Annotated in this window: 17 protein-coding genes; 7 read left to right on the top strand and 10 right to left on the bottom strand. The window is 68.8% G+C overall.

Features of this window, described 5'->3' with window-relative positions:
* Positions 1–64 precede the first annotated feature (64 nt).
* Together H5393_RS05525 and H5393_RS05520 are read right to left on the bottom strand one after the other, a co-directional pair.
* The gene (locus H5393_RS05525; protein WP_182765845.1) at positions 65–2,851 is read right to left on the bottom strand and encodes an FAD-binding and (Fe-S)-binding domain-containing protein; all 2,787 of its coding nucleotides are present in this window, start codon (positions 2,849–2,851) and stop codon (positions 65–67) included.
* 63 nt (positions 2,852–2,914) lie between these two features.
* Positions 2,915–3,370: a MarR family winged helix-turn-helix transcriptional regulator gene (locus tag H5393_RS05520; RefSeq protein ID WP_182764412.1), complete on the bottom strand. Its 456-nt coding sequence runs from the start codon at positions 3,368–3,370 to the stop codon at positions 2,915–2,917.
* Between the two features lie 109 nt (positions 3,371–3,479).
* Between H5393_RS05520 and H5393_RS05515 the strand changes: the two genes are divergently transcribed.
* Complete coding sequence (locus H5393_RS05515; protein WP_182764411.1) at positions 3,480–5,315, top strand: long-chain fatty acid--CoA ligase; 1,836 nt, start codon at positions 3,480–3,482, stop codon at positions 5,313–5,315.
* Positions 5,281–6,168, top strand: coding sequence for an acyl-CoA thioesterase (locus H5393_RS05510; protein WP_370585940.1), 888 nt, complete (start codon positions 5,281–5,283; stop codon positions 6,166–6,168). Before H5393_RS05515 ends, H5393_RS05510 begins: the two co-directional genes overlap by 35 nt.
* A gap of 49 nt (positions 6,169–6,217) precedes the next feature.
* Here H5393_RS05510 and H5393_RS05505 read toward each other — a convergent pair whose 3' ends face one another.
* Genes H5393_RS05505 through H5393_RS05490 form a run of 4 tightly spaced genes read right to left on the bottom strand, consistent with a single transcriptional unit; the run spans position 6,218 to position 12,616 of the window.
* Positions 6,218–8,575, bottom strand: a complete 2,358-nt coding sequence (locus tag H5393_RS05505) for a LamG-like jellyroll fold domain-containing protein (protein WP_182765843.1) — start codon at positions 8,573–8,575, stop codon at positions 6,218–6,220.
* A gap of 20 nt (positions 8,576–8,595) precedes the next feature.
* Positions 8,596–10,107: an alpha-N-arabinofuranosidase gene (locus H5393_RS05500; RefSeq protein ID WP_182765842.1), complete on the bottom strand. Its 1,512-nt coding sequence runs from the start codon at positions 10,105–10,107 to the stop codon at positions 8,596–8,598.
* A gap of 8 nt (positions 10,108–10,115) precedes the next feature.
* Positions 10,116–11,123 carry an arabinan endo-1,5-alpha-L-arabinosidase gene (locus H5393_RS05495; RefSeq protein WP_182765841.1) on the bottom strand — a complete coding sequence of 336 codons (1,008 nt, stop codon included), beginning with the start codon at positions 11,121–11,123 and terminating at the stop codon, positions 10,116–10,118.
* Positions 11,120–12,616 (bottom strand): alpha-N-arabinofuranosidase, encoded by a 1,497-nt coding sequence (locus tag H5393_RS05490; protein WP_182765840.1) that lies wholly within the window; start codon positions 12,614–12,616, stop codon positions 11,120–11,122. Before H5393_RS05490 ends, H5393_RS05495 begins: the two co-directional genes overlap by 4 nt.
* 259 nt (positions 12,617–12,875) lie before the next feature.
* Between H5393_RS05490 and H5393_RS05485 the strand changes: the two genes are divergently transcribed.
* From H5393_RS05485 to H5393_RS05465, 5 genes are read left to right on the top strand one after another with little or no spacing between them, the layout of a single operon-like run.
* Positions 12,876–14,219, top strand: a complete 1,344-nt coding sequence (locus H5393_RS05485) for a sugar ABC transporter substrate-binding protein (protein ID WP_182765839.1) — start codon at positions 12,876–12,878, stop codon at positions 14,217–14,219.
* A gap of 60 nt (positions 14,220–14,279) precedes the next feature.
* Positions 14,280–15,209 carry a carbohydrate ABC transporter permease gene (locus tag H5393_RS05480; protein ID WP_182765838.1) on the top strand — a complete coding sequence of 310 codons (930 nt, stop codon included), beginning with the start codon at positions 14,280–14,282 and terminating at the stop codon, positions 15,207–15,209.
* Position 15,210: 1 nt separating this feature from the next.
* Positions 15,211–16,059: a carbohydrate ABC transporter permease gene (locus tag H5393_RS05475; RefSeq protein ID WP_182765837.1), complete on the top strand. Its 849-nt coding sequence runs from the start codon at positions 15,211–15,213 to the stop codon at positions 16,057–16,059.
* A gap of 1 nt (position 16,060) precedes the next feature.
* Positions 16,061–17,293, top strand: coding sequence for an arabinan endo-1,5-alpha-L-arabinosidase (locus H5393_RS05470; RefSeq protein WP_182765836.1), 1,233 nt, complete (start codon positions 16,061–16,063; stop codon positions 17,291–17,293).
* A complete protein-coding gene (locus H5393_RS05465) occupies positions 17,290–17,967 on the top strand; it encodes a DUF624 domain-containing protein (protein ID WP_182765835.1) in 678 nt (225 codons plus the stop codon). The genes H5393_RS05470 and H5393_RS05465 overlap by 4 nt, the downstream gene beginning before the upstream one ends.
* Here the strand turns inward: H5393_RS05465 and H5393_RS05460 are convergent.
* From H5393_RS05460 to gndA, 4 genes are all read right to left on the bottom strand, one after another.
* Complete coding sequence (locus H5393_RS05460) at positions 17,910–18,932, bottom strand: LacI family DNA-binding transcriptional regulator (RefSeq protein WP_182765834.1); 1,023 nt, start codon at positions 18,930–18,932, stop codon at positions 17,910–17,912. The two genes, H5393_RS05465 and H5393_RS05460, sit on opposite strands and share 58 nt — an antisense overlap.
* Before the next feature lie 115 nt (positions 18,933–19,047).
* Positions 19,048–19,878, bottom strand: a complete 831-nt coding sequence (locus tag H5393_RS05455) for an Fpg/Nei family DNA glycosylase (RefSeq protein WP_182765833.1) — start codon at positions 19,876–19,878, stop codon at positions 19,048–19,050.
* A complete protein-coding gene (locus H5393_RS05450) occupies positions 19,871–24,436 on the bottom strand; it encodes a DEAD/DEAH box helicase (protein WP_182765832.1) in 4,566 nt (1,521 codons plus the stop codon). The genes H5393_RS05455 and H5393_RS05450 overlap by 8 nt, the downstream gene beginning before the upstream one ends.
* Complete coding sequence (gndA, locus tag H5393_RS05445; RefSeq protein WP_182765831.1) at positions 24,436–25,878, bottom strand: NADP-dependent phosphogluconate dehydrogenase; 1,443 nt, start codon at positions 25,876–25,878, stop codon at positions 24,436–24,438. Before gndA ends, H5393_RS05450 begins: the two co-directional genes overlap by 1 nt.
* Positions 25,879–26,182: the final 304 nt, after the last annotated feature.

The raw sequence follows: 26,182 nt of genomic DNA, 5'->3' as shown, positions 1-26,182 counted from the left end.
CGTGTTCTGCTGTGAATACGCACGGCCCCTGAGTTCGGTTGCATCGATTCTGGAGCAACTTCGATCAGTGCGTGGCGAGGAGCTCCGCGAGCGACATCGACGAGCGGCCGGCCAGCGACGTGAGCTGCGTCTGGCAGGAGAAGCCGTCGGCCAGCACGATCGCGTCCGGGTGCGCCTCAACGGCGGGGCCCAGATCGTGCTCGAAGACCTTGACGCTCACCTCGTGGTGGCCTCGTTCGACGCCGAAGTTGCCCGCCAGACCGCAGCAGCCGCCCACCTGCACCAGGTCGGCGCCGGTCTGCAGCAGGATCGTTTGGTCCTTCGCCCACCCGATCACGGACGCGTGGTGACAGTGCGGCTGAGCGACGATGGTGTGGCCGCTGAGATCCGGCGGGGTGAAATCCGGGTCTGCCGTGAGGAACTCGGCCAGGGTGAGGACCTTGCCGTCGAGTGCCGCGACGTTCTCGTCCTCGGGCAGCAGTTCAGGGGCGTCGCTGCGCCACACCGCCGTGCAGGAGGGTTCCACGCCGACGATGGGCACACCGTCGCGGACATACCGGGCGAGCACGGCCGCGGCGTTCGTGAGTTGGCGGCGGGCGCCGTCGAGTTGCCCGGTGGAGATCCAGGTGAGGCCGCAGCACGCCGTCTCGTCGAGCACCTCGGGCTCGTAGCCGAGGCGGACGAGGACCTGCACCATGGCGGCGAAAGAGGTGGATTCGAAGCAGTCAGAGAAGGAGTCCACCCAGATGAGCACCCGGCCCTTGGTGCCTTCGGCCGCGCCCAGGCTCAGGGAGCTGCGGGCGGTCTTCGAGGCGAAGCGGGGGATCTGGCGGCGGCCGTCGACGCCGGCGGCGAACTTCAGGAGGTGACCCAGCACGGGCGCGCCGCCGACGAGGTTGACCAGTCTGCCCAGGCCGGGGACGCGCGTGATCAGGCGACCCCAGCGCGGCAGCCAGCCCAGGGCGTAGTGCGCCCTGGGACGGAGGCGACCCTTGTACGTCTCGTGGATCACGCGCGCCTTGTACGCTGCCATGTCGACGCCGGTGGGGCAGTCGCGCGCGCAACCCTTGCAGCTGAGGCAGAGGTCGAGCGCGGCGTGCACCTCGGGCGAGCGCCACCCGCCTGTGATCAGCGAGCCGTTGACCATCTCCTGGAGGGCGCGCGCCCGGCCGCGCGTCGAGTCCTTCTCGTTGCGGGTGGCCTGGTAGCTGGGGCACATCACGCCGCCGGCCGCCGTCGAGTTCGCCAGGCACTTGCCGACGCCGGAGCACTGGTGCACGGCCTCGACGAAATCTGCGTGGCTCAGCGACAACGGCGACCTGCTGGCCGCCACCATCCGCAGGTCGGATTCGATGGGGGCAGGGTCGACCAGGACGCCGGGGTTCAGCAGGCCCTTGGGGTCGAAGACGTTCTTGATCTGGCGGAACAGGCCGAGCGCCTCGGGGGAGTACATGTGGTGCAGCAGGGCGGAGCGGGCGCGGCCGTCCCCGTGTTCGCCGGACATGGAGCCGCCGAAGGACGCCACCAGCTGTGCCGCCTCCTCGACGAAGGCCTTGTAGCGCTCGGCGCCGTCCGGCTCTGTGAGCGGGAAGTCGATCCGGCAGTGCACGCACCCGTCGCCGAAGTGGCCGTACGGCAGCCCGTGCAGGTTGTACCGGCCGAGGAGTTCGTCGAAGCGACGCAGGTACTCGCCCAGGTGCTGCGGCGGGACGGCCGCGTCCTCCCAGCCGCCGTAGGCGGGCTTCTCGAGGCTCACGCCGGCCAGGCCGGCGCCGTCGGCACGGATCTTCCAGAGGCTGTTGGCGCGGGCGGGGTCGTCGACCACCCAGCCCTCCGTCGCGGCGGATCCGGCGACGACGGCGTGGGCGCGCTCGAGGACCTCCGCGCGGTCGTCGCCGACGAGTTCGAGGAACATCCAGCCGTCGCCGGTCGGGAGTTCACCCACCGCCTCAAGGCCGTTCTTGGCGATCACCACGTCGACGATGCGCCTGTCGATGCCCTCGCACGCGGTGGGCTGGAAGCGCAGCAGGTTGGCGATGTCGTCGCCGGCGTCCGGCATCGTGGGGTAGCCCAGCGCCACCATCACGCTGACCGGCGCGTCGGTGACCAGCCGCACGGTGGCGCGCACGATCACACCCAACGTGCCCTCGGTGCCGGCGAAGAACTTGGGCAGGTCGAACTTCTTCTCCGGAAGGAGGTGTTCGAGCGAGTAGCCGGAGACCTGACGGATGAACGTGCCGAACTCCGTGCGGATCACGCCCAGGTTGGCGGCGACGAGCGTGCGGAGCTCAGGCACGTCGTCGACCCCGAGCGTCAGTAGCTCGCCGGTGCCGGTGATGATGTCGAGGGAGACGACGTTGTCCGACATGCGGCCGTAGCCAAGGGCTCGGGGGCCGCAGGCGTTGTTGCCGATCATGCCGCCGACGGTGCAGCGGCTGGAGGTCGACGGATCCGGCCCGAGCCGCAGGCCGTAGGGGCGCGCGGCGATCTGGAGCTGATCCTGCACCACCCCCGGATCGATGACGGCGGTGCCGGCGACGGGGTCGATGGAGTGGATCGTGTGGAGATGCTTCGCCACGTCGATCACCAGCCCGGGCCCGACGGCGTTGCCGGCGCACGAGGTACCCGCGCCGCGGGCGGTGATGGGGGTGTCGGTGGCCAGGCAGGCGCGCACGAGGGCGATCAGCTCATCGGAGGTGCGCGGGTGGGCGACGGCAAGCGGCTCGACGCGGTACAACGACGCGTCCGAGGAGTAGAGCGCGCGCGTCAGCGTGGAGGTGTCGACGATGCCGGCGAGTTCACCCAGCTCACTCAGGAGCCGGGCGTGGGGGGCAGCGGTGTCGACGGTCACCCCCCTAGTTTCGTGCGTCGGGAGGAGAATGTCGAAAGGTATCCACCGACGCCGCTCGGCAGGTCAGTCCGTGACGGCGAGTGCGGACTGCATCGCGCGGCCCAGGGCCGCGTAATCCTCAGGGTTGATGGCGTCGACGAAGACCCTACGCACCGAATCGACGTGGTGCGGCGCTGCCCGCTTGAGGAGGTCGAAGCCCTCTTCCGTCATGGTGGCCTGCACGCCGCGGCCGTCGGAATCGCACGAATTGCGCGAGACCAGGCCCATCCGCTCCATACGCTTGACGGTGTGCGTCAACCGCGAACGGGAGTGGCCCACCGAGGAGGCGAGTTCGCCCATGCGCAGCGTGTGGTTGGGGGACTCGCTGAGCCGTACCAACACCTCATATTCGGGCAGCGAGAGGTTAAACTGGCTCAGCGCCTCGTCGAGGTACTCATTGATATGCGTGTTGGCCAGGAGGTAGCTCCGCCAGACACGTTGCTGGCTCTCCGTGAGCCAGCCTGCAACTGGTTCTGTCATGTGACCAGGATAGCACAATGGTTGAGGATTCAAGTAGTTGGTCCGCCAAATCCCTAGCCGACGCCGCAGCGGCACGTTAACCTAGCCTGCAACCGTTGAAAGGGACCCCATGGGACTTCGTGAAGAGATCATGTCGCTTTCGGCCGATTCGGTCGGCCAGATGCTGCGGCGGCGTGTGGCGGAGACGCCCGACAAGTTGGCGTTCATGTATCCCGACGGGAAGGCCGAGGGTCCCAACACCTGGAGCGCCCTCACCTGGCGCGAATCCAACGAGATCATCGACAAGCTCGGCGCGGGGCTCCTGGCCCGCGGGGTGAAGTACGAGGACCGGGTGGCGATCTGCTCCAGCACCCGCGTCGAATGGATCTTCATGGACCTCGCCATCGCCGTGGCCGCGGGGGCCACCACGACGGTGTATCCCAACACCGCCTCCGGCGACGTGCACTACATCGTCAGCGACTCCGGCTCCAGCGTCTTCGTGGCAGAGAACGCCGAACAGTTGGCCAAGGTGCTGGATACACCGGATTTCGCAGAGCAGATCCACACCATCGTCGTGATCGACGGCACCGGCGTCACGTTCGACGACCGCATCATCTCCTACGACAAGCTGATGGAACTGGGCGAGGCCCACCTCAAGGAGAAGCCCGACGCGCTGGACGAATCCATCGCCTCGACGAACCACGACACCCTCTCCACGCTGATCTACACCTCCGGCACCACCGGCCGCCCCAAGGGCGTGCGGCTCAACCACCTGTCCTGGGTGTACGAGGGGGCGGCCACCAAGTACCTCGAGATCATCGGCCCAGACGAGCTGCAGTTCCTGTGGCTGCCGTTGAGCCACGTCTTCGGCAAGGCGCTGATCGCCGCGCAGCTGGACTACGGTTTCGCGTCCGCCGTCGACGGCCGCATCGACAAGATCGTCCAAGGCCTTGGAGAGGTGCACCCCACCTTCATGTGTGGTGCGCCGCGCATCTTCGAGAAGGTGCGCGCCGCCGTCCTCACCAGCAGCACCGGCGTCAAGGGGAAGATCGCGCGCTGGGCGTTCTCCGTGGGCTACCGCTCCATCGACGATCGGCTCGCCGGCCGACCGCTCAAGGGTGCGCTCGCGGTGCAGTACAAGATCGCCGACAAGCTGGTGTTCTCCAAGCTGAAGGAACGCCTCGGCGGCCAGATGAAGTTCATGATCTCGGGCTCCGCGAAGCTCAGCCCGCAGATCCAGAAGTGGTTCTACGGCGCGGGCATCCTCATCGTGGAGGGCTACGGCGCGACGGAGACCAGCGCCATCGCCGCCGTCGACCTGCCGGCGGACCCGCACTTCGGCACCGTAGGCGCCATCGTCCCGGGCGTCGAGAGCAAGCTGGCTGACGACGGCGAGCTGCTGCTGCGCGGCCCCATCATCACCCCCGGCTACCACAACCTGCCGGACCAGACCGCTGAGGCGATCGACGACGACGGCTGGTACCACACCGGCGACATCGCTGAGATCGCCCCCACCGGCCACGTCAAGATCACGGACCGCAAGAAGGACCTGTTCAAGACCTCCGGCGGCAAGTTCGTGGCTCCGCAGAAGGTGGAGGGCGCCATCCAGGCGAACATCCCCTACGTGTCGCAGTCCATCGCGGTGGGCGAGGGGCGCAAGTACGTGGCCGCCCTCATCGTGCTGGACCCGGTGATGCTGCAGAAGTGGGCCGACAAGCGCGAACTCGGGAACCTCAGCTACGCCGAACTGTCGCAGCGACCGGAGATCCGGGCCTCCATCGAGAAGTGGATGAGCCGGGTCAACGAACGGCTCGAGAAGTGGGAGACGGTGAAGCAGTTCGCCATCCTCGACCACGAGCTCACCGTCGAGAACGCCGGCGTCACGGCCAACATGAAGGTGCGCCGCGGCGCGGTCACCGACAAGTACGCCGATGTCGTCGACACGCTGTACCCGCGGGAGGACTGACCCCTTGTTCCGCTGGGAGTGCCCCCTGCGTTGGTCGGACATGGATGCGCAGGGGCACATCAACAATGCCGTGATGGTCGACTACCTGCAGGAGGCGCGCGTCGTCTTCCTGCGTGGCGGGGCCGCCTCGGGATTGCTCGACGAGGGCATCGTCGTGGTCAGCCACCAGGTGGAGTACCGCCGACCCATCCATTACGACGGCGCTCAGGTGGTCGTCGAGCTGGGGGTGTCACGGCTGGGGGCCTCGCGGGTGGAGCTCGCCTACGAGGTGTCCCAGGGCGGTGAGGCGGCCCTCGTGGCGCGCACGATGCTGTGCGCCTTCTGCTTCGACGAGCAACGGCCCATCCGGTTGGAGCCCGAGTACCGCGAGTTCTTCGACGCCCACTGCAAGGAGGTGGAGCCGCTGCGCGAGCTGAGGGCTCCGGCGCTGGAGGGCGCGGGGACCCCGGTGTCGCTGCCGGTGCGCTGGACGGATCTGGACAGCTACGGGCACGTGAACAACGCGAAGGTCTACGACTACCTGCAGCAGGCGCGCATCGAGGCCACCACGCAGTGGGATCCGACGATGGCCCGGGCCGGCTCGGAGGGCGCAGAGCACATGTGGCTCGTCGCGCGGCAGGACGTGGACTACCTGGCGCAGCTCGAACACCGCCCGGAGCCGTACGAGGTGCGGGTCGCGCCCGTGCACCTGGGATCGTCGTCGATCGTGCTGGCCTCGGAGATCGTCGACCCGGCGACAGGCACGGTGCACAACCGGGCGCGGACCATCCTGGTGGTGGCCGATCAGGCGCTGAACAAGACGACGCTGCCCGGGGCACTGCGGGCCACCCTGGAGAGGCGCCTGGTGTCCTGACGCGATGATGGCTCCGCGAAGAACCTCGCGGAGCCATCACCGTGGTGCGTCAGCGCGCGGCCAACTCCGCCACCTCTGTGTCGGACAGGGGCGCGTTGTAGACCCGGAGCTCATCCATCGCCCCGGAGTAGGGGGCATCCCACCAGTTCACGCCCAGGCTGAAGACCCCGTCGGTGGTGGTGAGCACGTCCGGGAAGCCGGTGCCCTCGAACACCCGGGTGCCGTCCACCCAGGCCGCGAGCTTCCCGGAGTCGACGGTGAACGCCACGTGGGACCAGGCACCGACGGGCAGCTTCTGCCCGAAGCCGGCGTCGTACCAGGCCGAGCCGGACCAGATCATCGAGTCACCGCCCACGCCGCCGTGGCCGGACGGCAGCAGGCTCACCCAGGAGGTCTCGTCGCGCGCGGCGAAGAAGGTGGGGGTGAACTGCGTGGTCACGGTGGGTTTCAACCACAGGGAGACCGACCAGGTAGGCGCGGAGACGAGGCCATCGGGGAGCCGGACGCCCGTGGCGCCGTCGAACATGACGGCCTGGCCGTGTACCCCCTCGCCGAACGTGATGCTGCCGCCCGGGGCACCGATCCGCGGGCCGCTCACCGTGCCTGCGGTCTGCCCGTCGGCGGCGTCGAGGTCGCCGTCGAAGGGGTAGCTCGCCACCAGCCCGCCCTCAACGCGGGCGGGCACCACGACGGTGAACTGCCGCGAGCCGGTGACGACGCCGTTGGTGACGGTGGCGGTCAACTCCACCGTCGCGTCGGGCTCCCCGGCCGTGGGCCGGACGACCGAACCGTCAGCGGCGATGACCGACTCGTCCGAGCTGGTCCACACGATGGTCGACCCCTGGGTGCCGGCGGTCGGCAGAGCGAGGTCGCTGATGGCGGAGCCCGGCACCGTGAGGTCGGCCAGCACCCGCTCCACCGCCTCGTCCGGCCTCACCTGCAGCCGCTCAATGGCACCCAGTGCCGCCCCGTCGGGTGCCAGCGCGGTCCAGGTGGTGACCCATCGCCCCTGGTCAGGGTCGAACTGGCGGGCGACCTCCGCCACGTACGTGGTTCCGCCGAGCCGCAGGATGAGGCGGGACTGGCCGTCCCGCTCCCACGTGCCGCTCATGGCGCCGGTGACCTTGCCCTGCTGCGTCAACTCGATGGAGACGGCCTGATGGATGTCGGTGTCGATGGTGCGCGGGGCGTGGTCCACCACCGCGTAGCTGCCGACGACGTCGTGCCTCTTGATGTCCCTGGCTGTGGTGCCTCCGTAGCGCAGCGGCGCGACGACCGGCCACCCGTCAACGTCGGTGTACATCTCGTGCACGCGGATCTGGTGCTCCTCCCCGCGGCCCGGGAAGCGCGTGTGGATGGCCAGGAACGGCTGGCCGGTGGCCTCGTCGACGAACGGGGAACTGCCGCCGGGGGAGACGTACCCGAGCCCGCGTCCCACTCCGGGGTCGCCGGGCAGCCGCTGGAACTCGTGGTTGCCCAGCAACTTCACGGCTGACTCCTCGATGGAGGCGTCGTCGAACAGCGGCTTGGCCGGGTCCGCCTTGACCTCGGCCATGTCGCGTCCCTCCGCGTCGAGGTACGGCCCGTCCGGGCTCGTGGCGCGGGCGACGCGGATGTTGTAACCGCCCGTCGAATCCAGCCCGCCGTAGGTGACGAACAGGGTGTAGTAGCCGGTGGCGGGGTCGTAGCTGACGGCAGGCCCCTCGATGCGGGCGTGGTTGCCGCCCCAGAGGTGCTTGCCGTACCCCTGGTCCGGCAGCGGGAAGCCGGTGGAGGGATTCAGCTCGAGGATGAAGATGCCTCCTGAGAAGGAGCCGTAGACCATCCAGAGACGGCCGTCGGCATCGAAGAAGACATCCGGGTCGACGACATTGGGGTGGACCGTGGCGTCGTAGATGGTGCCGTCCTCGGAGGGCTGGCCCCACATGCCGGATTTCAGGATGAGGCCGAGGTCCTCGTACGGGCCGGTGACCTCGTCGGCCACCGCGATGCCCATCGCGGAGCGGGGTGAGTCGCCGCGGCAGGCGTTGTAGTACATGTAGAAGCGGCCGTCGGCCAGTTGGATCACGTCCGGTGCCCACAGCGTTTCGGTTTCCGCCCAGGTGAGCGCCTCGGAGAGCTCGGCGGTGACGTCGTCGAACAACGGATTCTCAGGGGTCACATCGGCGGCGATCTGCTCCCACTCGACCAGGTCCGTGCTCGAGGCCGCCTGGAGGTGGGATCCGAACACGTAATGCACACCGTCGACCTCGATGTGGTCGGGGTCGTGCACCGTGGCGTCCGCGAACGTCGGCGTGGGTGGCTGGGGTGCCTCGGGCGGCCGTGCCTCAGCGGGTGAGGCGGCGATCAGCGACACAGTGGCCACCACCGCCACGGAAATAGACAGGGGAGAGCGGAGAGACGACATTGTTGCTCCTCAGGTGGGTATCAGGTCAGGGACAGGGTGACGAAGGAGTGGGGCGGCAGTTCGACCTCGAGGACGCCGTCGGACGGGAGACCGACCTCGAACGACGACGGGGACACCGCGTCGGGCACGTCGGGGCTGTTGTGGTCACTGATCGACGGGGCGGTCAGGACCCGGCCCGTCACCGCTGTGACGGGACGGCCGCGCAGGGCGAGCCGCACCGTGGTGGCGGCCTCGAGATCGATGTTGCTCAGGGAGACCAGCGCCGCGCCGTCCTTGGTGGAGGCCGATGCCGAAACCATCGGCACGGTGGCTTTGCCAACCTCGCGGGTGCTGACCGGCTCGCCGATCCAGGACACTGCGAGCGAGTCCGCGTCGTGATGCCCCTTGTTCATCTCGAACACGTGGTAGGTGGGGGTCTTGACCAGGCGGTCGCCGTCGGTGTGGAGGACGGCCTGCAGGACGTTGAGCACCTGGGCGATGTTGGCCATGACCAGGCGGTCGGCGTGGCGGTGGAAGGAGTCGAAGTGTACTGCTGCCACCAGCGCGTCGCGCATGGTGTTCTGCTGGAACAGGAAGCCGGGATTGGTGCCGGGTTCGGCTGCGAACCAGGTGCCCCACTCGTCCAGCACGAGGCCGATCCGCTTGCCGGGATCGTAGGCGTCCATGATGGTGCCGTGCCGCGTGAGGAGTTCCTCTATCCGGAACGCCGAGCGCATGGTGTCGTAGTAGACGTCCGTGCTGAACTCGGTGGCGCTGTAGGTGGGCGGCCATTCGCCCGGGTACGTGTAGTAGTGCAGCGAGATGGCGTCGAAGAAATGACGGGGGTTGCAGCCGCAGCCCAGGTCGCCGAGGGTCTTCATCAGCGTCTCGGTCCAGTGGTAGTCGTCCACGTTGGCGCCGCCGGCGATCTTGTAGAGCTTGTTGCCGTCGTGTTCGCGGCAGTAGGTCGAGTACTGGCGGGCCAGGTCGGCGTAGTACTCGGCGCGCATGTTGCCGCCGCAACCCCAGGACTCGTTGCCCACGCCCCAGAAGGGGATGCGCCACGGTTCGTCGCGCCCGTTCTTGCGGCGCAACGTCGACATCGGGGCGTCGCCGGAGCGGGTGAGGTACTCCACCCAGTCAGCCATCTCCTGCACGGTGCCGGAACCGACGTTGCCGCAGATGTACGGCTCGGTGCCCAGTTGGTCGCACAGGTCCATGAACTCGTGGGTGCCGAAGGAGTTGTCCTCCACCACGTTGCCCCAGTGGGTGTTGACCACGGTGGGGCGCTGGTCCCGGGGGCCGACGCCGTCGCGCCAGTGGTACTCGTCGGCGAAGCAGCCGCCGGGCCACCGGAGATTGGGGATGTCCAGGGCCTTCAGCGCCTCCACCACATCCGTGCGCATGCCACGGGTGTGGGGGATGTGGGAATCCTCGCCGACGAAGATCCCCTCGTAGATGCAGTGGCCGAGGTGCTCGGCGAAGTGCCCGTAGAGGTGTCGGCTGATCCTGGGGCCGGGGACGTCGAGGTTGATGACGGCGGTGGTGAGCATGGGTCTCCTTACTTCGTGGTCTCGGACTCGGTCCGGAGGATCGGCCAGCCGTCGCGCCAACCGAAGGTGCGGATGGCCAGCTGGAAGTCGCCGCCGAGGTCGGCGTCGTAGTAGTGGTAGGCGATGTGGTCGCCCGAGACGGACTGGCCGCCGGGGCCGATGCGGTTGTCGACGATTTCGAGCAGCAGCGTGCCGCCGCCCTCTGCGAGATCGACCCCCTCCGCGTCCAGGTAAGGCCCCTCGGGTGACCTGGCGCGCCCGACGTTGATGTTGTAGCTGCTGGCCGTACCCCGGCAGCACGAGTCGAACGAGACGAACAGGTAGTACCAGCCGTCGCGGTACAGCAGCGCCGGCGCCTCGATGGCGTTGGTGGCGGTCTGGCGACTGGCAATGGTCACCGGTTCGGCTCCCTCCGCGACCGTGCCGGAGGGGAGATCCAGCGGCACCAACTGGATGCCGCCCCAGAACGACCCGAACGCCATCCAGCCCTGGCCCTCCTGGTCGACGAGCACGGCCGGGTCGATGGCGTTGTAGTCCGTGGATCCGTCGGACGAGACCACCTCGCCCCGGTCGGTCCAGCCCGCCGACGGATCCTCGGCGTTGAGCCGGTCGTTGGTCATCAGGCCGATGGCCGACGTGTTGGAGCCGAAGGTGGAGGCGGAGTAGTAGAGGTACCAGGTGCCCTCGTGCTCCAGCACCTCTGGAGCCCAGAAGTTCTCCACGCCGGTGATCTTCTCGACGGCCCATTGGGGCGCGGTGTCGGGCCCCCATGCCTCACCGGCGTAGCGCCATTCACGCCCGTCAGTCGAGGTGCGGACCTGGATCGCGCCTTGGGCGACGCGGGGGTCGCCGGTGGAGAACACGAACCACGGGTGGTCCTCGGTGCCGACGATGAGGCCCGGATCGTGTGTGCGGAGGTCGCCCGACACGTCGAGTTCCTCAGCCACGGGCGAGCCCGCCTGGCAGCCGGCCACCAGGAGGGCCGCCACCAGGCCCGCGACCCACCTGCCGGTCATCCGGCGAACCTCACCATCGTCCAGGAGATCGGCGGAAGCGAGATCTCCAGGGAGCCGTCCGTCAGCGTGGCGCTCTCGTTCGGGCGCGGTGCCACGGTGGTGTCGTCGTCAACGCCGGCCTGCCACCGGGGGTCGGTGTGGTGCAGGGTGACGGCCTCGGTCAGGGACACGCCGGCAGGGGTATCGACCACCACCTCGATGGTCTCGCTCTCGGAGCGGTTGACGAGGAACAGCGCACCGGCCGACTCGTCCCACGTCGCGACGGCGTCCACCGCGGGAACAGCGCCGAACGCGTGGCTCTCGATCGTGGGGGAATCGATGACGACGCGGAGCACTTCGCCCCGGGCGTACCTGGAGGTGAGCGCGAACGGGTGGAAGGTCGTCTGCTTCCAGACGGGGCCGGCGGGCTCACTCATCACCGGCGCGATGACGTTGACGAGCTGCGCCAGGTTGGCGGACCACACCCTGTCGGTGTGGCGCAGCAGCGAGATGAGCAGGTTCCCGAAGACGACGGCGTCGGCCACCGAGTAGTTGTCCTCGAGCAGTCGGGGTGCCACGGGCCAGTCGTCGCCCGTGGGCGGCTTCGACGGCGTGCGGTCCTGGTACCAGATGTTCCACTCGTCGAAGGAGATGCCTATCTTCTTGTCACTCTTCCGGGCGGCGCCGACGGCGTCGATCGTCGCGCCCACCTGGCTGATGAAGCGGTCCATGTCCTCGGCGGACACGAGGAACTCCTGGAGGCCGTGCTCGCCCTCCCAGTAGTAGGCGTGCGCGGAGATCATGTCCACCTGGTCCCAGGCCTCGGTGAGGACGATGCGCTCCCACTCACCGAAGGTCGGCATCGAGCGCTGCGAGGAGCCACACGCGACCAGTTCGAGGGAGGGGTCGATCATCCGCATGGCACGGGCCGTCTCGGTGGCGATGCGGCCGTACTCCTCGGCCGTCTTGTGACCGATCTGCCAGGGACCGTCCATCTCGTTGCCGAGGCACCACATCCGGACCCGGTACGGCTCGTCAGCGCCGTTGGCGCGACGCTGCTCCGCGAGGTGGGACGTGCCGGGCACGTTGCAGTACTCCAACAGGTCGAGGGCCTCTTGCGTGCCACGCGTGCCGAGGTTGACCGCCATCATCGGCTCGATCCCGGCAAGCCGTGCCCAGGCCATGAATTCGTCGGTGCCGAACGTGTTGGGGTCCGAGGAGTGCCAGGCGAGATCCAGCCGGTGCGGCCGCTCCTCGACGGGCCCCACGCCGTCCTCCCAGCGGTACCCGGAGACGAAGTTGCCGCCCGGGTAGCGCACGGTGGACACCCCGAGCTCGCGCACCAGGTCGAGGACGTCGCCCCGGAACCCGTTCTCGTCGGCCGTCGGGTGCCCCGGCTCGTAGATGCCGGTGTAGACGCATCGGCCGAGGTGCTCGACGAACGAGCCGAATGTCCGCCGGCGCACCGGGCCGACCCGGAACGCTGGATTGATGACCACATGGGCATGATGCATGCCTGAGCCCCTTTGCTGAAACTGTACATCGATAGAAAGCCAGCATGTCATCTGGCGCAGCGGCAGGTCAAGGTCTGGCTGAAAATCTCGTCGTTGAGCGTGAGGAGGCCTGAGAAGATCACGGTTTGATAACGGCGGTTGCGTGTACATCGATGTAAGTGTAATTTCCTGGCTACCAGTTCCAGGGTGGGAACGTGACGCCTCTCAACGACCGAGGGTGCGTGGGTCCCGGCCCCCCAAAGAGACGAAAGGGCCAGAAATGTTTGGCAACTTCAACCGCCGCAACTTCCTTCTCGGCGCCAGTGCAGCCCTCGCAGCCCCCACGCTCGCCGCCTGCGGAGGCAGCGACGACCCGGCTTCCGGCTCAGGCGGCAACGGCGGGAGCTCCGGCTCCGGCGTCGAGCTCACCTACATGTTCCGTGGCGGTGAGGACGAGCGCAAGGCATACGACCAGGCCATCAAGGCCTTCGAAGACGAGACGGGCGCCAAGGTGAAGGTCATCGTGACCGACGCCGACTCGTACCGCACCAAGCTGCAGGCAGCCATCACCGGCAACCAGACGCCGGACGTCTTCTACCTCGAACAGGGCGCGGTGATGGCGTTCGCGAAGAACGGCGTCGTCAAGGACATCACCGCCGACATCGAAACCGCCGGCATCGAGGTGGACAAGGTGTGGAAGTACGGCGTGGACTCCTACCGCTTCGACGGGTCCAAGGTGGGCGAAGGCGCCCTCTACGGGTTGCCGAAGGATATCGGTCCCTTCTCCTTCGGCTACAACAAGACGATGTTCGAGAAGGCCGGCATCGCGCTGCCCGACAAGGACACCCCCTATACCTGGGCCGAGTTCCGCGACGTCGCCAAGCAACTGACCACGGGCGAACAGTGGGGCACCGGCCTCAACGTCACCTGGAACCTCCAGGCGTGGGTGTGGTCCAACGGCGGCGACTGGGCCGATGCTGACCGCCGGAAGGTCACCGTCGACACCCCCGAGTTCGCCGAGGCCTTCCAGGATTTCGCCGACATCCAGCTGGTCGACAAGTCCACGCCGTCGGTCGAGCAGGCCCAGACCATGGACACCTACCAGCGGTGGATGCGCGGCCAGATCGGGTTCTTCCCCGTCGGCCCCTGGGACGTCTCCACCTACGCGAAGCTGCCCTTCGACTGGGATCTCATCCCCTACCCGGTGGGTTCCACCGGCAAGACCGCCACCTGGGTGGGTTCGCTCGGCATCGCGGTGTCGTCCAAGACGAAGAACTCCGAGCTGGCGGCCCAACTGGCGATGTTCCTCTCCGCCAACGAGGAGACCCAGCGCCAGCTGTACAAGGCCGGTGTCCAGATCCCCAACCTGGTGGACATGGCCCACGGCGAATACGCCGAGTCCGAGGGTATGCCCGAGAACAAGATCGAGTTCGTCCAGATCGCCGAGGAGTACGGCCGCGCCCTGCCCGCCGCCACCACCTGGTCCGGCGAGTGGTACGACGAGTTCTGGGTGGGCATCCAGCCGGTGCTCGACGGGAAGATCAGCGCGGCGGACTACTGCAAGGACGTCCAGCCACGCATGCAGCAGAAGCTCGACGCCGCCAACCAGGCCGCCGGTATCTGATCACCTTCGACGGTGGGGCGGGGCTCCTGCCCCGTCCCACCCCCATGACGGGAGAGCACTGTGCACACCAGCGTCAACGTTGCCGGCCACAAGGCCCGCACGCGAAAGACCCATCTGTACCGACGGGAGCACTGGGTCGCCGCGGCCTTCATCGCCCTGCCGCTGCTCGGCTTCCTGGTGTTCGCCATCGGGCCGTTCCTGTACGCGGTGTACGCATCGTTCACTAACTGGAACATGCTCAGCGACCCCCAGCCTGTCGGCCTCCAGAACTACATCACCGCCTTCAACGACCCCTACTTCCTCACGTCGCTGGGCAACACCTTCTTCTACATGATCGGCATCCCGATCGGCCTGGTGCTGGCCCTGACCCTCGCGCTGGCCATGAACCGGCGCATGCCCGGCCGGGCGCTGTTCCGCTCGATCTACTACGTGCCTGTCGTCAGCTCGCTCGCGGCCGTCTCGATCCTGTGGCAATGGGCCTACAACGGTGACTTCGGTCTCGTCAACCAGGTGTTGGAGCTTGTCGGCATCGACGGCCCCAACTGGCTGCAGAACACCGCCACCGTCAAGCCTGCCCTCATCATCATGGCCGTGTGGAAGGGCCTCGGCTACTCGATGCTGCTCTACCTCGCCGCGCTGCAGAGCGTGCCGGCCTCGCTGATGGAGGCGGCTGAACTCGACGGCGCCGGTTCCTTCCGCCGCTTCTGGCACATCACGCTGCCCATGGTCCAGCCCGTGACCTTCTTCCTGGTTGTCACCGGCGTCATCGGCGGCTCCCAGATCTTCACCGAGATCAACATCATGACCCCCACGGGCGGCCCGGAATACTCGTCGGCGTCGATCGTCTGGTACATCTGGCAGAAGGCCTTCGCCAACCTGCAGATGGGCTATGCGTCGGCGATGGCGGTCCTCCTCGGCCTGCTCGTGTTCATCATCACGGCCCTGCAGTTCTGGTTCAACGCCAGGCACGGCCACGAAGGAGCTGAGTGACATGGCGTCGACAGCCAAGACCCGCTATCGCACCGGCAACATCGTTGTTGCGGTACTGCTACTGATCGGCGGCATCGTGATGGTGGCTCCGCTGCTGTGGATGGTGTCGACCTCGCTGAAGACCCAGGACGGCGTCTTCTCCCTCCCTCCGGAGTGGATCCCGCCACTGCCGCAGTGGCAGAACTACCTGCGGGTGTGGGATGCCGGCCCGTTGGCCAGTGGCATCAAGAACTCACTGATCGTGTCGCTGACGGTGACCATCGTGGGCTCGATCACCTCGACGCTGGCGGCGTTCGCCTTCAGCAAGCTCCGCCTCCCCGGCAAGAACGCGATCTTCCTGTTCATGCTCGCCGGCATCATGATCCCGTTCCCCACCCTGATGATTCCCCAGTTCGTGATGTTCTCGAAGCTGGGTTGGATCGACACCCTGCTGCCGCTGATCGTTCCGGGCCTGTTCGGCAACATCATGATGATCTTCTTCCTCCGCCAATACCTGCACAGCGTGCCGGATTCCCTCATAGAGGCCGCCAAGATTGACGGCGCCGGTTATCTGCGGATCTTCGGCTCCATAGTGTTGCCTCTTATCCGGCCCGCTATCGCCGCGCAATTCATTCTGTGGTTCATGGCGGTGTGGAATGACTATCTGGCGCCGATCATCTACCTCAACAGCCCGGAGAAACAGACGCTCCAGGTGGTCATTGCCAACTTCAATGCCAATTACGCCATTCAGACCGACTATCCGTTGATCATGGCCGCTTCGGTGATTGCACTCGTGCCGGTTTTCGTGATCTTCGTCGCCTTCCAGAAGCAGATCATCGAATCCGTCGCACTCACCGGGACGAAGGGCTGACATGGGACCCGACTACCTGGCTGTGAAGGCCGTCTCCCAGGCCGATCCCGGTCTCTGGGGCGCCCATGACCCCACCGTCGTCCGGGCCCGGGACGGCCGGTGGCTGATGATGTCCACGGACACCGCGGTGGCCGGCTCTCCCGGTGCCGGCGTCCAGATCCGGCAATCCTGGGATCTGGAGACCTGGACCTGGTTCGGGCACGCCTTCAACGGGGTGCCCGGTCCCGCCTTCGAGTGGTCGGGTGCCCACGGCATCTGGGCCCCGGAGGTCATCCGGCGTGGCGAGGAGTACCGCATGTACTACTCGGCCAGTTCCTTCGGCTCCCGCACCTCGGCGATTGCGCTGGCAACGGCCCCTGATGCCACCGGTCCTTGGGAACACCGGGCCCTCGTCGTGTCGACGCGGCACGACGCCGACGACGTCAACGCCATTGACGCCGGGGTGACCACCGATGCCGACGGCACCGACTGGCTGCTGTACGGCTCGTTCTTCGGTGGTCTGCGGATCCTCCCGCTGGACGAGGCGGGGTTCCCGCTGGAACCCGGTGATCTGGGGGAGCCCGTCGTGCACCGGGCCGCGTCGATCAACGGTGCCGTCGAGGGCGGCCACATCATCGCCGCACGGGGGCGGTATTTCCTGGTGTGCTCGTTCGACTCGCTCTTCGACACCTACAACGTTCGCGTCGCCGCCTCGGATTCGATCACCGGCCCGTACGTGGACGCCACCGGAGCCGGCCTCATCGACGACTCGGAGCCGCCTGCTCAGGTCGGGACCCTGATCCTGACGAGCTACGAAGCGCCGGACGGCACCATCTGGGCTGCGCCCGGCCACAGTTCGCACCTGGTGACGTCCTCGGGGCTGGTCCTCGTGCACCACGTCCGCGACGGCGTTGACCCGACCCGCCACACGGCGCACCTCCGGGCGCTGAAGTGGACCGCCGGTGGCTGGCCGGTGGCCAACCCGCTGCCTGCACCCGGGCACGACGTGCCCGAGGACGCCGTGTGGGCGGGCCACTGGCTCGTCTACCGGCTGGAGGCGTCGGCCCCCATTCCCGTGCGCCCCACTCGGGTGGAGCTCAACGGTGCAGATCTAGCGGCACTCGCCACGGCTGGCCGCGGGAGCGTGTCGCTGGCGGGGCAGGTCGTCGACGCCGTGTGCTTCGCCCAGGACGGGGAACTCGCGTTCGCGGGAATCGACGAGCAGGGAGTGACGGTGTGGGGCATCAAGGCGTGAAGCGGTCGCCTCGCACGGGCGGCGGGTGGGCGGAGACAGCGATGCGCTGGCTCGGCACCGGCACCCAGGTGGTGGAGGTCAGCCTCGCCTGGTGGGTGGCGACCCTGCTCGGCCTGATCCTGTTCGGCCACCTGCCCGCCAGCGTGGCCGCCGTGTCGGTTCTCGGCAGGCTGGGCACCGACGACGCCAGCACCCGTCCGCTCGGTGACTTCGTCCGCGCCTGGCGCGCCACCCTGGTCCGCAGCACCGTGGTCGGCTGGCCGGCGACGCTTGCCCTCGTCGTCCTGGGCTTCAACGGCTGGGTGCTGAGCCTCGGCGATGAGCCGTGGATGGCCCCGATGTTCGTGGTCACGGTGGGCGTCGCCGCGTGCCTGTCGCTGGGGCTGGCCTACGTCGTGGCCATGCTGGCCGACGAGCGCGGCCGTCGCGTCCCCGTGCTCACGCTGTGGCGTGCCGCGCTGGGCGTCTGCCTCGTGTCGCCGGCGACGGCGGCTGCCTGGGCGGTCAGCGCCGCAGGCCTGGCCGTCGTCGCCTGGCGCTTCCCGATCCTGGTCCCACTGGCCGTGCCGGGGTTGGTGGCGCTGCTCACCGCGTGGTTGATGCGCCGGCGCCTGGATCAGACCGGGGTCTTCGCCCCGGAGGACTCGCGCTCGACGATGGTGAAGTCTGCATAGAGGTGGCGCACGGGCAGCCGGTCCTTCAGGGGAGTGGCTGCCTCACGGACGCGGTCCTCCAGCATCGCCACCGCCACCCGGGCGATCTGCTGGCGTCCCGGAGACACGGTGCTGAGGGTGGGGCGCGTGAAGGCGGCATCCTCGATGTCGTCGAAGCCGATGACCGCCACCTGGCTGGGCACGTCGATCCGGTGTGAATGCAGGGAGTGCAGCACGCCCAGCGCGAGCGTGTCGTTCAGGGCGACGACGCCGTCGAACTCCGCGCCGGACTCGATGAGTTCATCGGTCGCCTCGGCTCCGGTGTTGCGGTGCCACAGCCCCGTGGGCCGGATCAGTTCCTCCCGGACGGGCAACCCGGCCTCGCCCATGGCCCGGCGGAACCCGCGCTCACGCAGTGCTGCGGACCCGACCACCTCGCCGGGGTGCGTCCCGACGACGGCGATGCGGGTCCGACCCTGCTCGATGAGGTGCCGGGTGGCCGCCGCGGCCGCCTCCACGTTGCTCATCGTGATGTGGTCGTTCGGAGAACCGAAGACACGCTCGCCCAACAGGACGAGTGGGAAGTCGACGGTGAACAGCCTGATGTCCTCCGGCCCGAGGGCCAGCGGCGAGAAGATGGTGCCGTCGGTCATGGTGCGGAGCGGACCGTGCAGGACGTCGATCTCGCGGTTCCGATCCGAGTTGGTCTGCTCGATCAACACGCGCAGGCCTGCCTTCTCAGCTTCCACGATGACGGAATCAGCGAGTTCCGCGAAATAGGGGAGCTTCAATTCGGGCAGTGCCAGTCCAATGAGGCCCGTCCGTCCACGACGGAGGTTCCGGGCGGTGAAGTTCACCTCATAGCCGAGCTTTTCGATGGCATTCACAACCCGCTTTCGGGTCTCGGGACGCACGTGTGGGAATTCATTGACGACGTTGGAAACTGTCTTGACCGAAACGCCGGCAAGCTTCGCAACATCCTGCATCGTAGCGGCCACTTCGAGTCCTTCCCCGCGGTGATTCTGCTCTGGAGGAGCGGATGAATTCAGCGCAACTTCATTGTTCCACACGCATTCCATCGATAGGAAAGCGACGGCCCCGCTATGGCGCGGGCTGGCAGGTGGGGCACCACCAGATGACGCGCTGCTGGTCCACGTCGGCGTCGGCGACGGACTTGCCGCCGCCCAGTTCCGAGGCCTCGATCAGCGTGCCGCATCGGCGACACGGGCGGTGCCGGCGCCCGAACACGAACGTGTTCTCACCTCGCCGGTGGATCCCGGTGAACGTCCGGACGGGGTTCGTGAGGTTCCCGCGCATCAGTTTCGCGGCCAGGTCCACGACGGCGGGGACGTCGCACAGGGCCACCGACGTCGTCGGGTGGAGGCCGTGCAGGAAGCAGACCTCGACGCGGTACTCGTTGCCGATGCCCGCCAGGTTGCGCTGGTCCAGCAGCGCCTCGCCGATGGTCCGTTCGGGGCGGGACGACACCCGGCGGACCGCCTCGTCGCGCCCGGTGGACTCCCAGCGGCCGGGGGAGTGCCAGTCGCTGGCGAGCACATCAGGGCCGAGGTGGGCGGTGCGTCGGTCGTACTCCCTGGCGGGCCAGAGCTCGACGACGCCGAGCCAATGCCCCACCAACTCGACCCCGCCGTCGACCCGGATCACCAGGCGGGCGGTATGGGCGGGCGCCGACCATTTCGCCCCCACCGAATGGATGCGCCAGGTGCCGTCCATGCGGAGGTGGGTGTGCAGGATGCGGTCCGCGCACTGCCAGTAGAGGTGCTTGCCGTAGGGCCAGATGCGGTCGATCGTGGTGCCCACCAAGGTCTCCGTCGCGAGCGCGGGCACGCGGAAGTCGCTGTGCTCGATGGTCCGCCCGACGAGGGGCTGGAGCCGCTGCGACAGTTGCCAGACGGTGTCGCCCTCAGGCACGGGGCGCCTCCACCGTGATGCCCTTCGGCGTGAGCCGTGCACCGGCGGCCAGCAGCGTGGCCTCGAGGCCCGACGAACCCACCCGTTCGCCGTCGACCTCTTCGATGCGGAGCCTGCCCATCCTTCCCTCACCCACGGCGCGCACGAGGGCGTGGATGACCAGGGTGGCGTGGCGTTCGCGGTGCTCGGAGCCGCCGAAGAGGGTGAGGATGCGGCCCCCGCGGGTGAGGTGGGCGAGGCAGACGCCGTCGGCCAGCACGACGAGGGCGCCGGCAGCGCGCGAAGGGTGGGCCGTCGGGTGCGCGGGCCAAGGGAGGATCGAGCCGTACGGGTTGGCCGGGTCGAGGGCGGCCAGGACCTGGAGGCTGCGGGGCCCCTCCACCGCCGGCCCTTCGGGAACGGCTGGGCCGCGATTCTCGTGCGAGCGGAGCTGCTCGATGAGGTCCGGCGTGCTGAACTGCGCGCCGCCCAGGCCTTCCACGAGGTAGCCGCGCAGCATCTTGCCGGCTTCCTCCAGCTTGGACAGCAGGCGATAGGCGGCGGCGAAACCGCCGGGCGTGCCGTCAGCCGTCACCCCACCGCGCGTGATCACGCCGAAGCGCTCGAGCCACGAGGACGCCAACGCCAGGGCCGCTTCAGCGGGGGTGGGCTGGGTGTCCCGCACCCGGTACCACCGGCCCGAGACCTGCGGTGGGGTGAGCGATCCTTGCCCGCTCAACAGCGCGCGAGACGGGCGGGGGAGGCGGGCACGCCGTCGGGGCGAGGGGCGGCTGGCCTTGTGCGCTCCCCGGGCGGCGCCGCCGATACGGGCCCGCACGGGAGCCATCGACGCCGGGGCGATCGCGCCCTCCTCCGCCGCGCGCCAGAGTGCGTCCGCGAGTTCCACAGCGGACTCAGAGCCGTGGATCGACGCGAACGTACCGTCGCCCTCCGCGAGCCGGTCGGCCACGGCGAGCGCCTCCTCCGACGGCGGCTGATCCGGTGGCCCGAGCAGGTCGAGGTCGTCCGCCGGGACCAACGCCACCAGCGGGTCGTTCGGCCCCGCGGCGCCACGCAGACGGACCACCACCTCGCCCTCGGCGAGCAGCGCGTCGAGGTGCACTGCCTGGTAACCCGCCAGACGGGCGGGCAGCACGTGGGTTTCCCAGGCGCTGGCGGGGAGCGCCGCTCCGGCGAGCCGTTGCAGGGCGAGCAGCACCTCGTCGGGGCTGGACACCGGCCGGTCATCGACGTGGTGTGATGCCGCCAGGAAGCGTGCGAAGCCCTCCTGCGAGACGGGCTGCAGCTCCGAGCGCGCCTTGTAGAGCGAGCGGCTGCGCAGCCGGCGGAGCACCTCCGGGTCCACGAATTGGGGCTCCGTGGCGGTGAACCGCCCGGCCACCAGGCGCTTTGCCACCCGCTCCCGCTCCACCACCAACCCGACGGTGGCCACCCCCAGGCCGAACGCGTCGGCCACCTCCTGCGCACTGAACGGGCCGTGGGTGCGGGCGTAGCGGGCGATGAGCTGGGTCAGCGGGTCGCGGCCCTCCACCGGGGGCGCGGCGTGCCCGGCGGGTACCGGGATCCCGAGCGCGTCGCGCAGCAGGGCCAGATCCGAGACCGCCACCAGGTGCGGGCGCCCGGCCAGGTTGAGCACCACCACGTCGTTGAGCCGCTCCGCCACGGTGGCTCCGGAGGCGGCCCACCACTCAGGCGACACCTTCCCCTCGAGCTCGACGAGGGGAACCGGTCCCAGTTCCCGCGGCAGCGCGGCCACCGCGTCGTCGTGGCCGGCCCGTCGGTTCGACGCGGTGCGCTGCAGCTCGGCGACCACCTCGGCCACGACGTCCGGGTCGAGCACCTCGCGCAGGTCCAGCGTGCCCAGGGCGGCGGCCAGGAGCTCCGGGTCCATGGCGAGCAGGGCGGCGCGGCGCTCCGCGAGCGGCGCGTCGCCGTCGTAGATGAAGGCCCCGGGATAGCGGAACAGGAGCGTGGCCGCGAACGGGCTGGGTTGATCGGTGACCACCTCCACGAGCCGCACTGCCCCGGAGCGCAGCCCGCGCATGAGCTCGACGAGGCCGGGCAGGTCGTAGGCGTCCTGCGTGACCTCGCGCACCGTTTCGATGATGATCGGGAACCTCGGGTGGTGCCTGGCCACCTCCAGGAGTTGGGCCGAGCGCTGCCGCTGCTGCCAGAGCGGCGCGCGCCGGCCCGGGTTGGGCCGGGGGAGGAGCAGCGCCCGGGCGGCGCACTCGCGGAAGCGCGCGGCGAACAGGGCGGTGCCGCCCACCTGCTCGACGACGATGCGGCCCACGTCGTCGGGTTCGGTCAGGAGGAGTTCGGGGAGGCGCTCGACGAGATCCGAATCCGGGAGGCGCAGCACGATGCCGTCGTCGCCGGCCACGGGCGCGACGTCGATGCTGACCTCCCGCGACAGCGCGTCCGCGATGATGAGCGACCATGCCCCCAGCACCCGTCGGCCGAGCGGCGAATGGACCACCACGCGCCAGTCGCCCAGCTCGTCGCGGAACCGCTCCAGCACGACGGTGTGCTCGTCCGGCACCGACCCCGTCGCCGTGCGCTGCTCAGCCAGGTAGCGCTCCAGGTTGCGGCGGGTGTTCCTGTCCAGGAAGGGGCGGTCCAGCCGCTCCGGATTGCGCGAGGCCTCCCGCTGGAGGCGGCCGATGTTCCTGCCCAACTCCGCTGGCCGCCCCTCGTCCTCGCCGCGCCAGAACGGCAACCGGCCGGTGTTCCCCGGGGCCGGCGTGACGAGCACCCGGTCGCGCGTGATCTCCTCCACGCGCCATGACGACGCGCCCAGCGTGAAGACGTCGCCCACCCGTGATTCGTGGACCATCTCCTCGTCGAGTTCACCCACCCGCCGGGCACCCGCCTCCTCGCCGGCGAGGAACACGCCGAACATCCCCCGGTCCGGGATGGTGCCGCCCGAGGTGGCGGCCACCCGCAGTGCGCCCGGCCTGGGGTAGAGCCGGTTGTCCTCGCCCATCGCCAGCCTGGCGCGCAGGTTGCCGAAGTCGGCTGAAGGGTAGGCGCCCGTGAGCAGTTCCACCACGGAATCGAGCAGCGACCGGTCCAGATCCGAGTAGGGCCGTGAGCGCGTGACGGCGGTGAACCACCCGTCGACGTCCAGCCCCTCGTCGCCCTCTGCGGCCGTTGCGGCGACCGTCTGCTGGGCCAGCACATCCAGCGGGTGCTGGGGAATGTGGAGTTCCTCGATGTCCCCGGCCAGCATCCGCTCCGTCGTGACGACGGCCGAGGCGAGGTCACCCCTGTGCAACGGGAAGACCTGGCCCACGGACGTGGCTCCCACGACGTGCCCCGCGCGCCCGATGCGCTGCAGGGCGCTGGCCACCGACGGGGGAGAGGCGACCTGGAGGACCCGGTCCACCGCCCCCATGTCGATGCCGAGCTCGAGCGAGCTGGTGGCCACGACGCACTTGAGCTCGCCGGATTTCAGCGCGCCCTCGATCTCGGCGCGCTGCTCCTTGCTGACCGAGCCGTGGTGGGCGCGCGCGATGACCAGCGGTGCGCCGCGGACCGTGTCCACGGGTGCCATCACCTGGGCGGGCGGGCGTGCCGGGATGGGTGGGAGCGTGTCGGGATCGTGCTCCTCCGCCCACATCTCGTTGAGCCGGCCGGTGATGCGCTCGGCCGAGCGGCGGCCGTTGGTGAAGATCAGGGTGGAGCGGCCCTGTTTGACGGCGTCGTAGAGTTCCCGCTCCACATGCGGCCAGATCGAGCCGTTCGTGGCCGGGCCGCTGCGCAGCAGGTCCAACAGGCCGCCTGCAGTGCCGTCGCCTGCGTCGGGATCCGGGATGTCGGTGAGGTCCTCCACCGCGGTGCGCACGGTCACGTCCCACGACTTGTGGGCGGGCGGGGCCACCACCGTGACGGCCCTGTCGCCGCCGAGGAACGAGGCGACCTGCTCGATGGGGCGCACGGTCGCGGACAACGCCACGCGTTGGACGTCGCGTCCCACCAGCATGTCCAGCCGCTCGAGGGACAGGGCCAGGTGCGAGCCACGCTTCGTGCCCGCCACGGCGTGGATCTCGTCCACGATCACGGTCTCGACGGAGGTCAGCGTGCGCCGGGCCGAACTCGTCAGCATCAGGTACAGCGACTCGGGCGTGGTGATCAGGACGTCGGGCGGCCTCCGGATGAGGGCGGCGCGCTCCCGCTGAGGTGTGTCGCCGGAGCGCACGCCCACCGACACCTCGCTCCACGGGACGCCGAGGCGCTCAGCGGCCAATCGGGTGCCGGTGAGTGGCGCGCGCAGGTTGCGTTCAATATCGACGCCCAGCGCCTTGAGCGGCGAGACGTACACGACGCTGGTCCCGGCCGTCGGGAGCCTCTCGGGCCGCGTCGCCAGGCCGTCGATGGCGGAGAGGAAGGCCGACAGCGTCTTGCCGGAGCCGGTGGGCGCGACGACGAGCGCATGCTCGCCCCGCGCGATCGCTGTCCAGGCCTCGGCCTGGACAGCGGTGGGGGCCGAAAACACGCTGGCGAACCACTCGCGCGTGGGAGCGGAGAAGTTCGCCAGCGGGTCAGGTGCGGTCATCAGCCAGCGGTGTCCGCAGGCTCCTCGGTGCCGTCGGTGCTCCAATTGATGTGGAAGGCACCCTCGGCATCGATGCGGCGGTAGGTGTGGGCACCGAAGTAGTCGCGCAGGCCCTGGGTGAGAGCCGCGTTGAGACGGGGTGCGCGCGCCTGGTCATAGTGCGCCAGGGCTGCCGCGAAGCCGGGAACGGGGACGCCGGCCTTGACGGCCACCGACACCACCTCGCGCCACGCGTCCTGCGTGCTGGCCAGGCCCTCAGCCACGGAGGGCGCCTCGAGCAGCGTGGCGAGCTTCCTGTCCGCGTACTCCGAGCGGATGCGCTCGAGCAGCTTCGCGCGGATGATGCAGCCGGCGCGCCAGATCTTGGCCACCTCGCCGACGTTGATGTCCCAACCGTATTCGGCCCCGGCCATGCGGATCTCGTCGAGACCCTGCGCGTAGGCGACCACCTTGGAGGCCCACAGCGCCTGGCGGATCTGCTCGACGAACGCCTCGCGGTCCGCCACCTGGATCTTCGCGTCGGGACCCTGCAACGCGGCCTGCGCCGCTTGGCGCAGTTCAGGGGCCGACGAGATCGCGCGGGCGAAGACGGACTCGGCAATGGTGTTGACCGGGGTGCCCAGGTTGAGGGCCGACTGCACCGTCCAGGTGCCGGTGCCCTTCATGCCGGCGGCGTCGACGATCACCTCGACGAGGGGGCGGCCGGTGCGGGGATCCTTCTTGCGCAGAACCTCTGCGGTGATCTCGATGAGGTAGGAGTCCAGGTCGCCGGTGTTCCAGGTGGCGAACACGTCGGCCATCTCGTCGTGCGAGAACCCCACGGCCTTCAGGAGTTCGTACGCCTCGCCGATGAACTGCATGTCGGCGTACTCGATGCCGTTGTGCACCATCTTCACGAAGTGGCCCGCGCCATCCGGCCCGATGTAGGTGCAGCAGGGTTCGCCGTCGACCTTGGCGGAGATGGATTCGAGGATGGGGCCGAGCGCTTCGTAGGACTCGGGAGAGCCGCCGGGCATGATCGAGGGGCCTTCGAGCGCGCCCACCTCGCCACCGGAGATGCCGGCGCCGACGAAGTGGAGGCCCAGTTCGCGCAGCTTGAGCTCACGCCTGCGGGTGTCCTCGAAGTGGGCGTTGCCGCCGTCGACGACGATGTCGCCCTCGTCGAGCAGCGGGACCAACAGGTCGATGGTGGAATTCGTGGGGGCGCCGGCCTTGATCATCAGGATCATGCGGCGCGGGCGCTCGATCGAGGCGACGAAATCTGCCAGCTCGACGGCGGGGACGAAGTCGCCCTCGTGGCCGTGCTCGGCGACCAGCTCGTTGGTGCGTTCCGGGCTGCGGTTCCACACAGCTACGCGATGGCCGTTGCGTGCCAGGTTCCGGGCCAGGTTCGAGCCCATCACCGCCATTCCGATGACGCCGACAGCTGCCAGATTGCTCATGGAAGTTCTCCTCACGTTCGTTCCCCTTGAGCCTAGTGGTGCGGGGCTAGTAGGAGGAGCCCGTCTGCGCCGCCGCGCCCAAACCGCTCCAGATATTCCTTGACGTCAAGATGTCTTCGTGTCACTCTGCGGCCGCTCACGCTCACCGATGAAGGCTTGGTCACGGAATGATTACGGATCGCTCACCTTAACCGTTCAATCAGTCGTTCGCTATGAGCGTTAACGCGTCCAAATGGTGGGGCGCGGAATGAGCGAGTGTACGGTCTGTCCCTAGGAATAGCTCCTGCTCGAAGTAGATCCGGAG

The organism is Tessaracoccus sp. MC1756 (assembly GCF_014164735.1).
In the GTDB taxonomy this organism is placed as follows: Bacteria; Actinomycetota; Actinomycetes; order Propionibacteriales; family Propionibacteriaceae; genus Arachnia.
The sequence above is the reverse complement of the archived record's forward strand: the minus strand, read 5'-3'. Positions and strand labels throughout refer to the sequence as shown.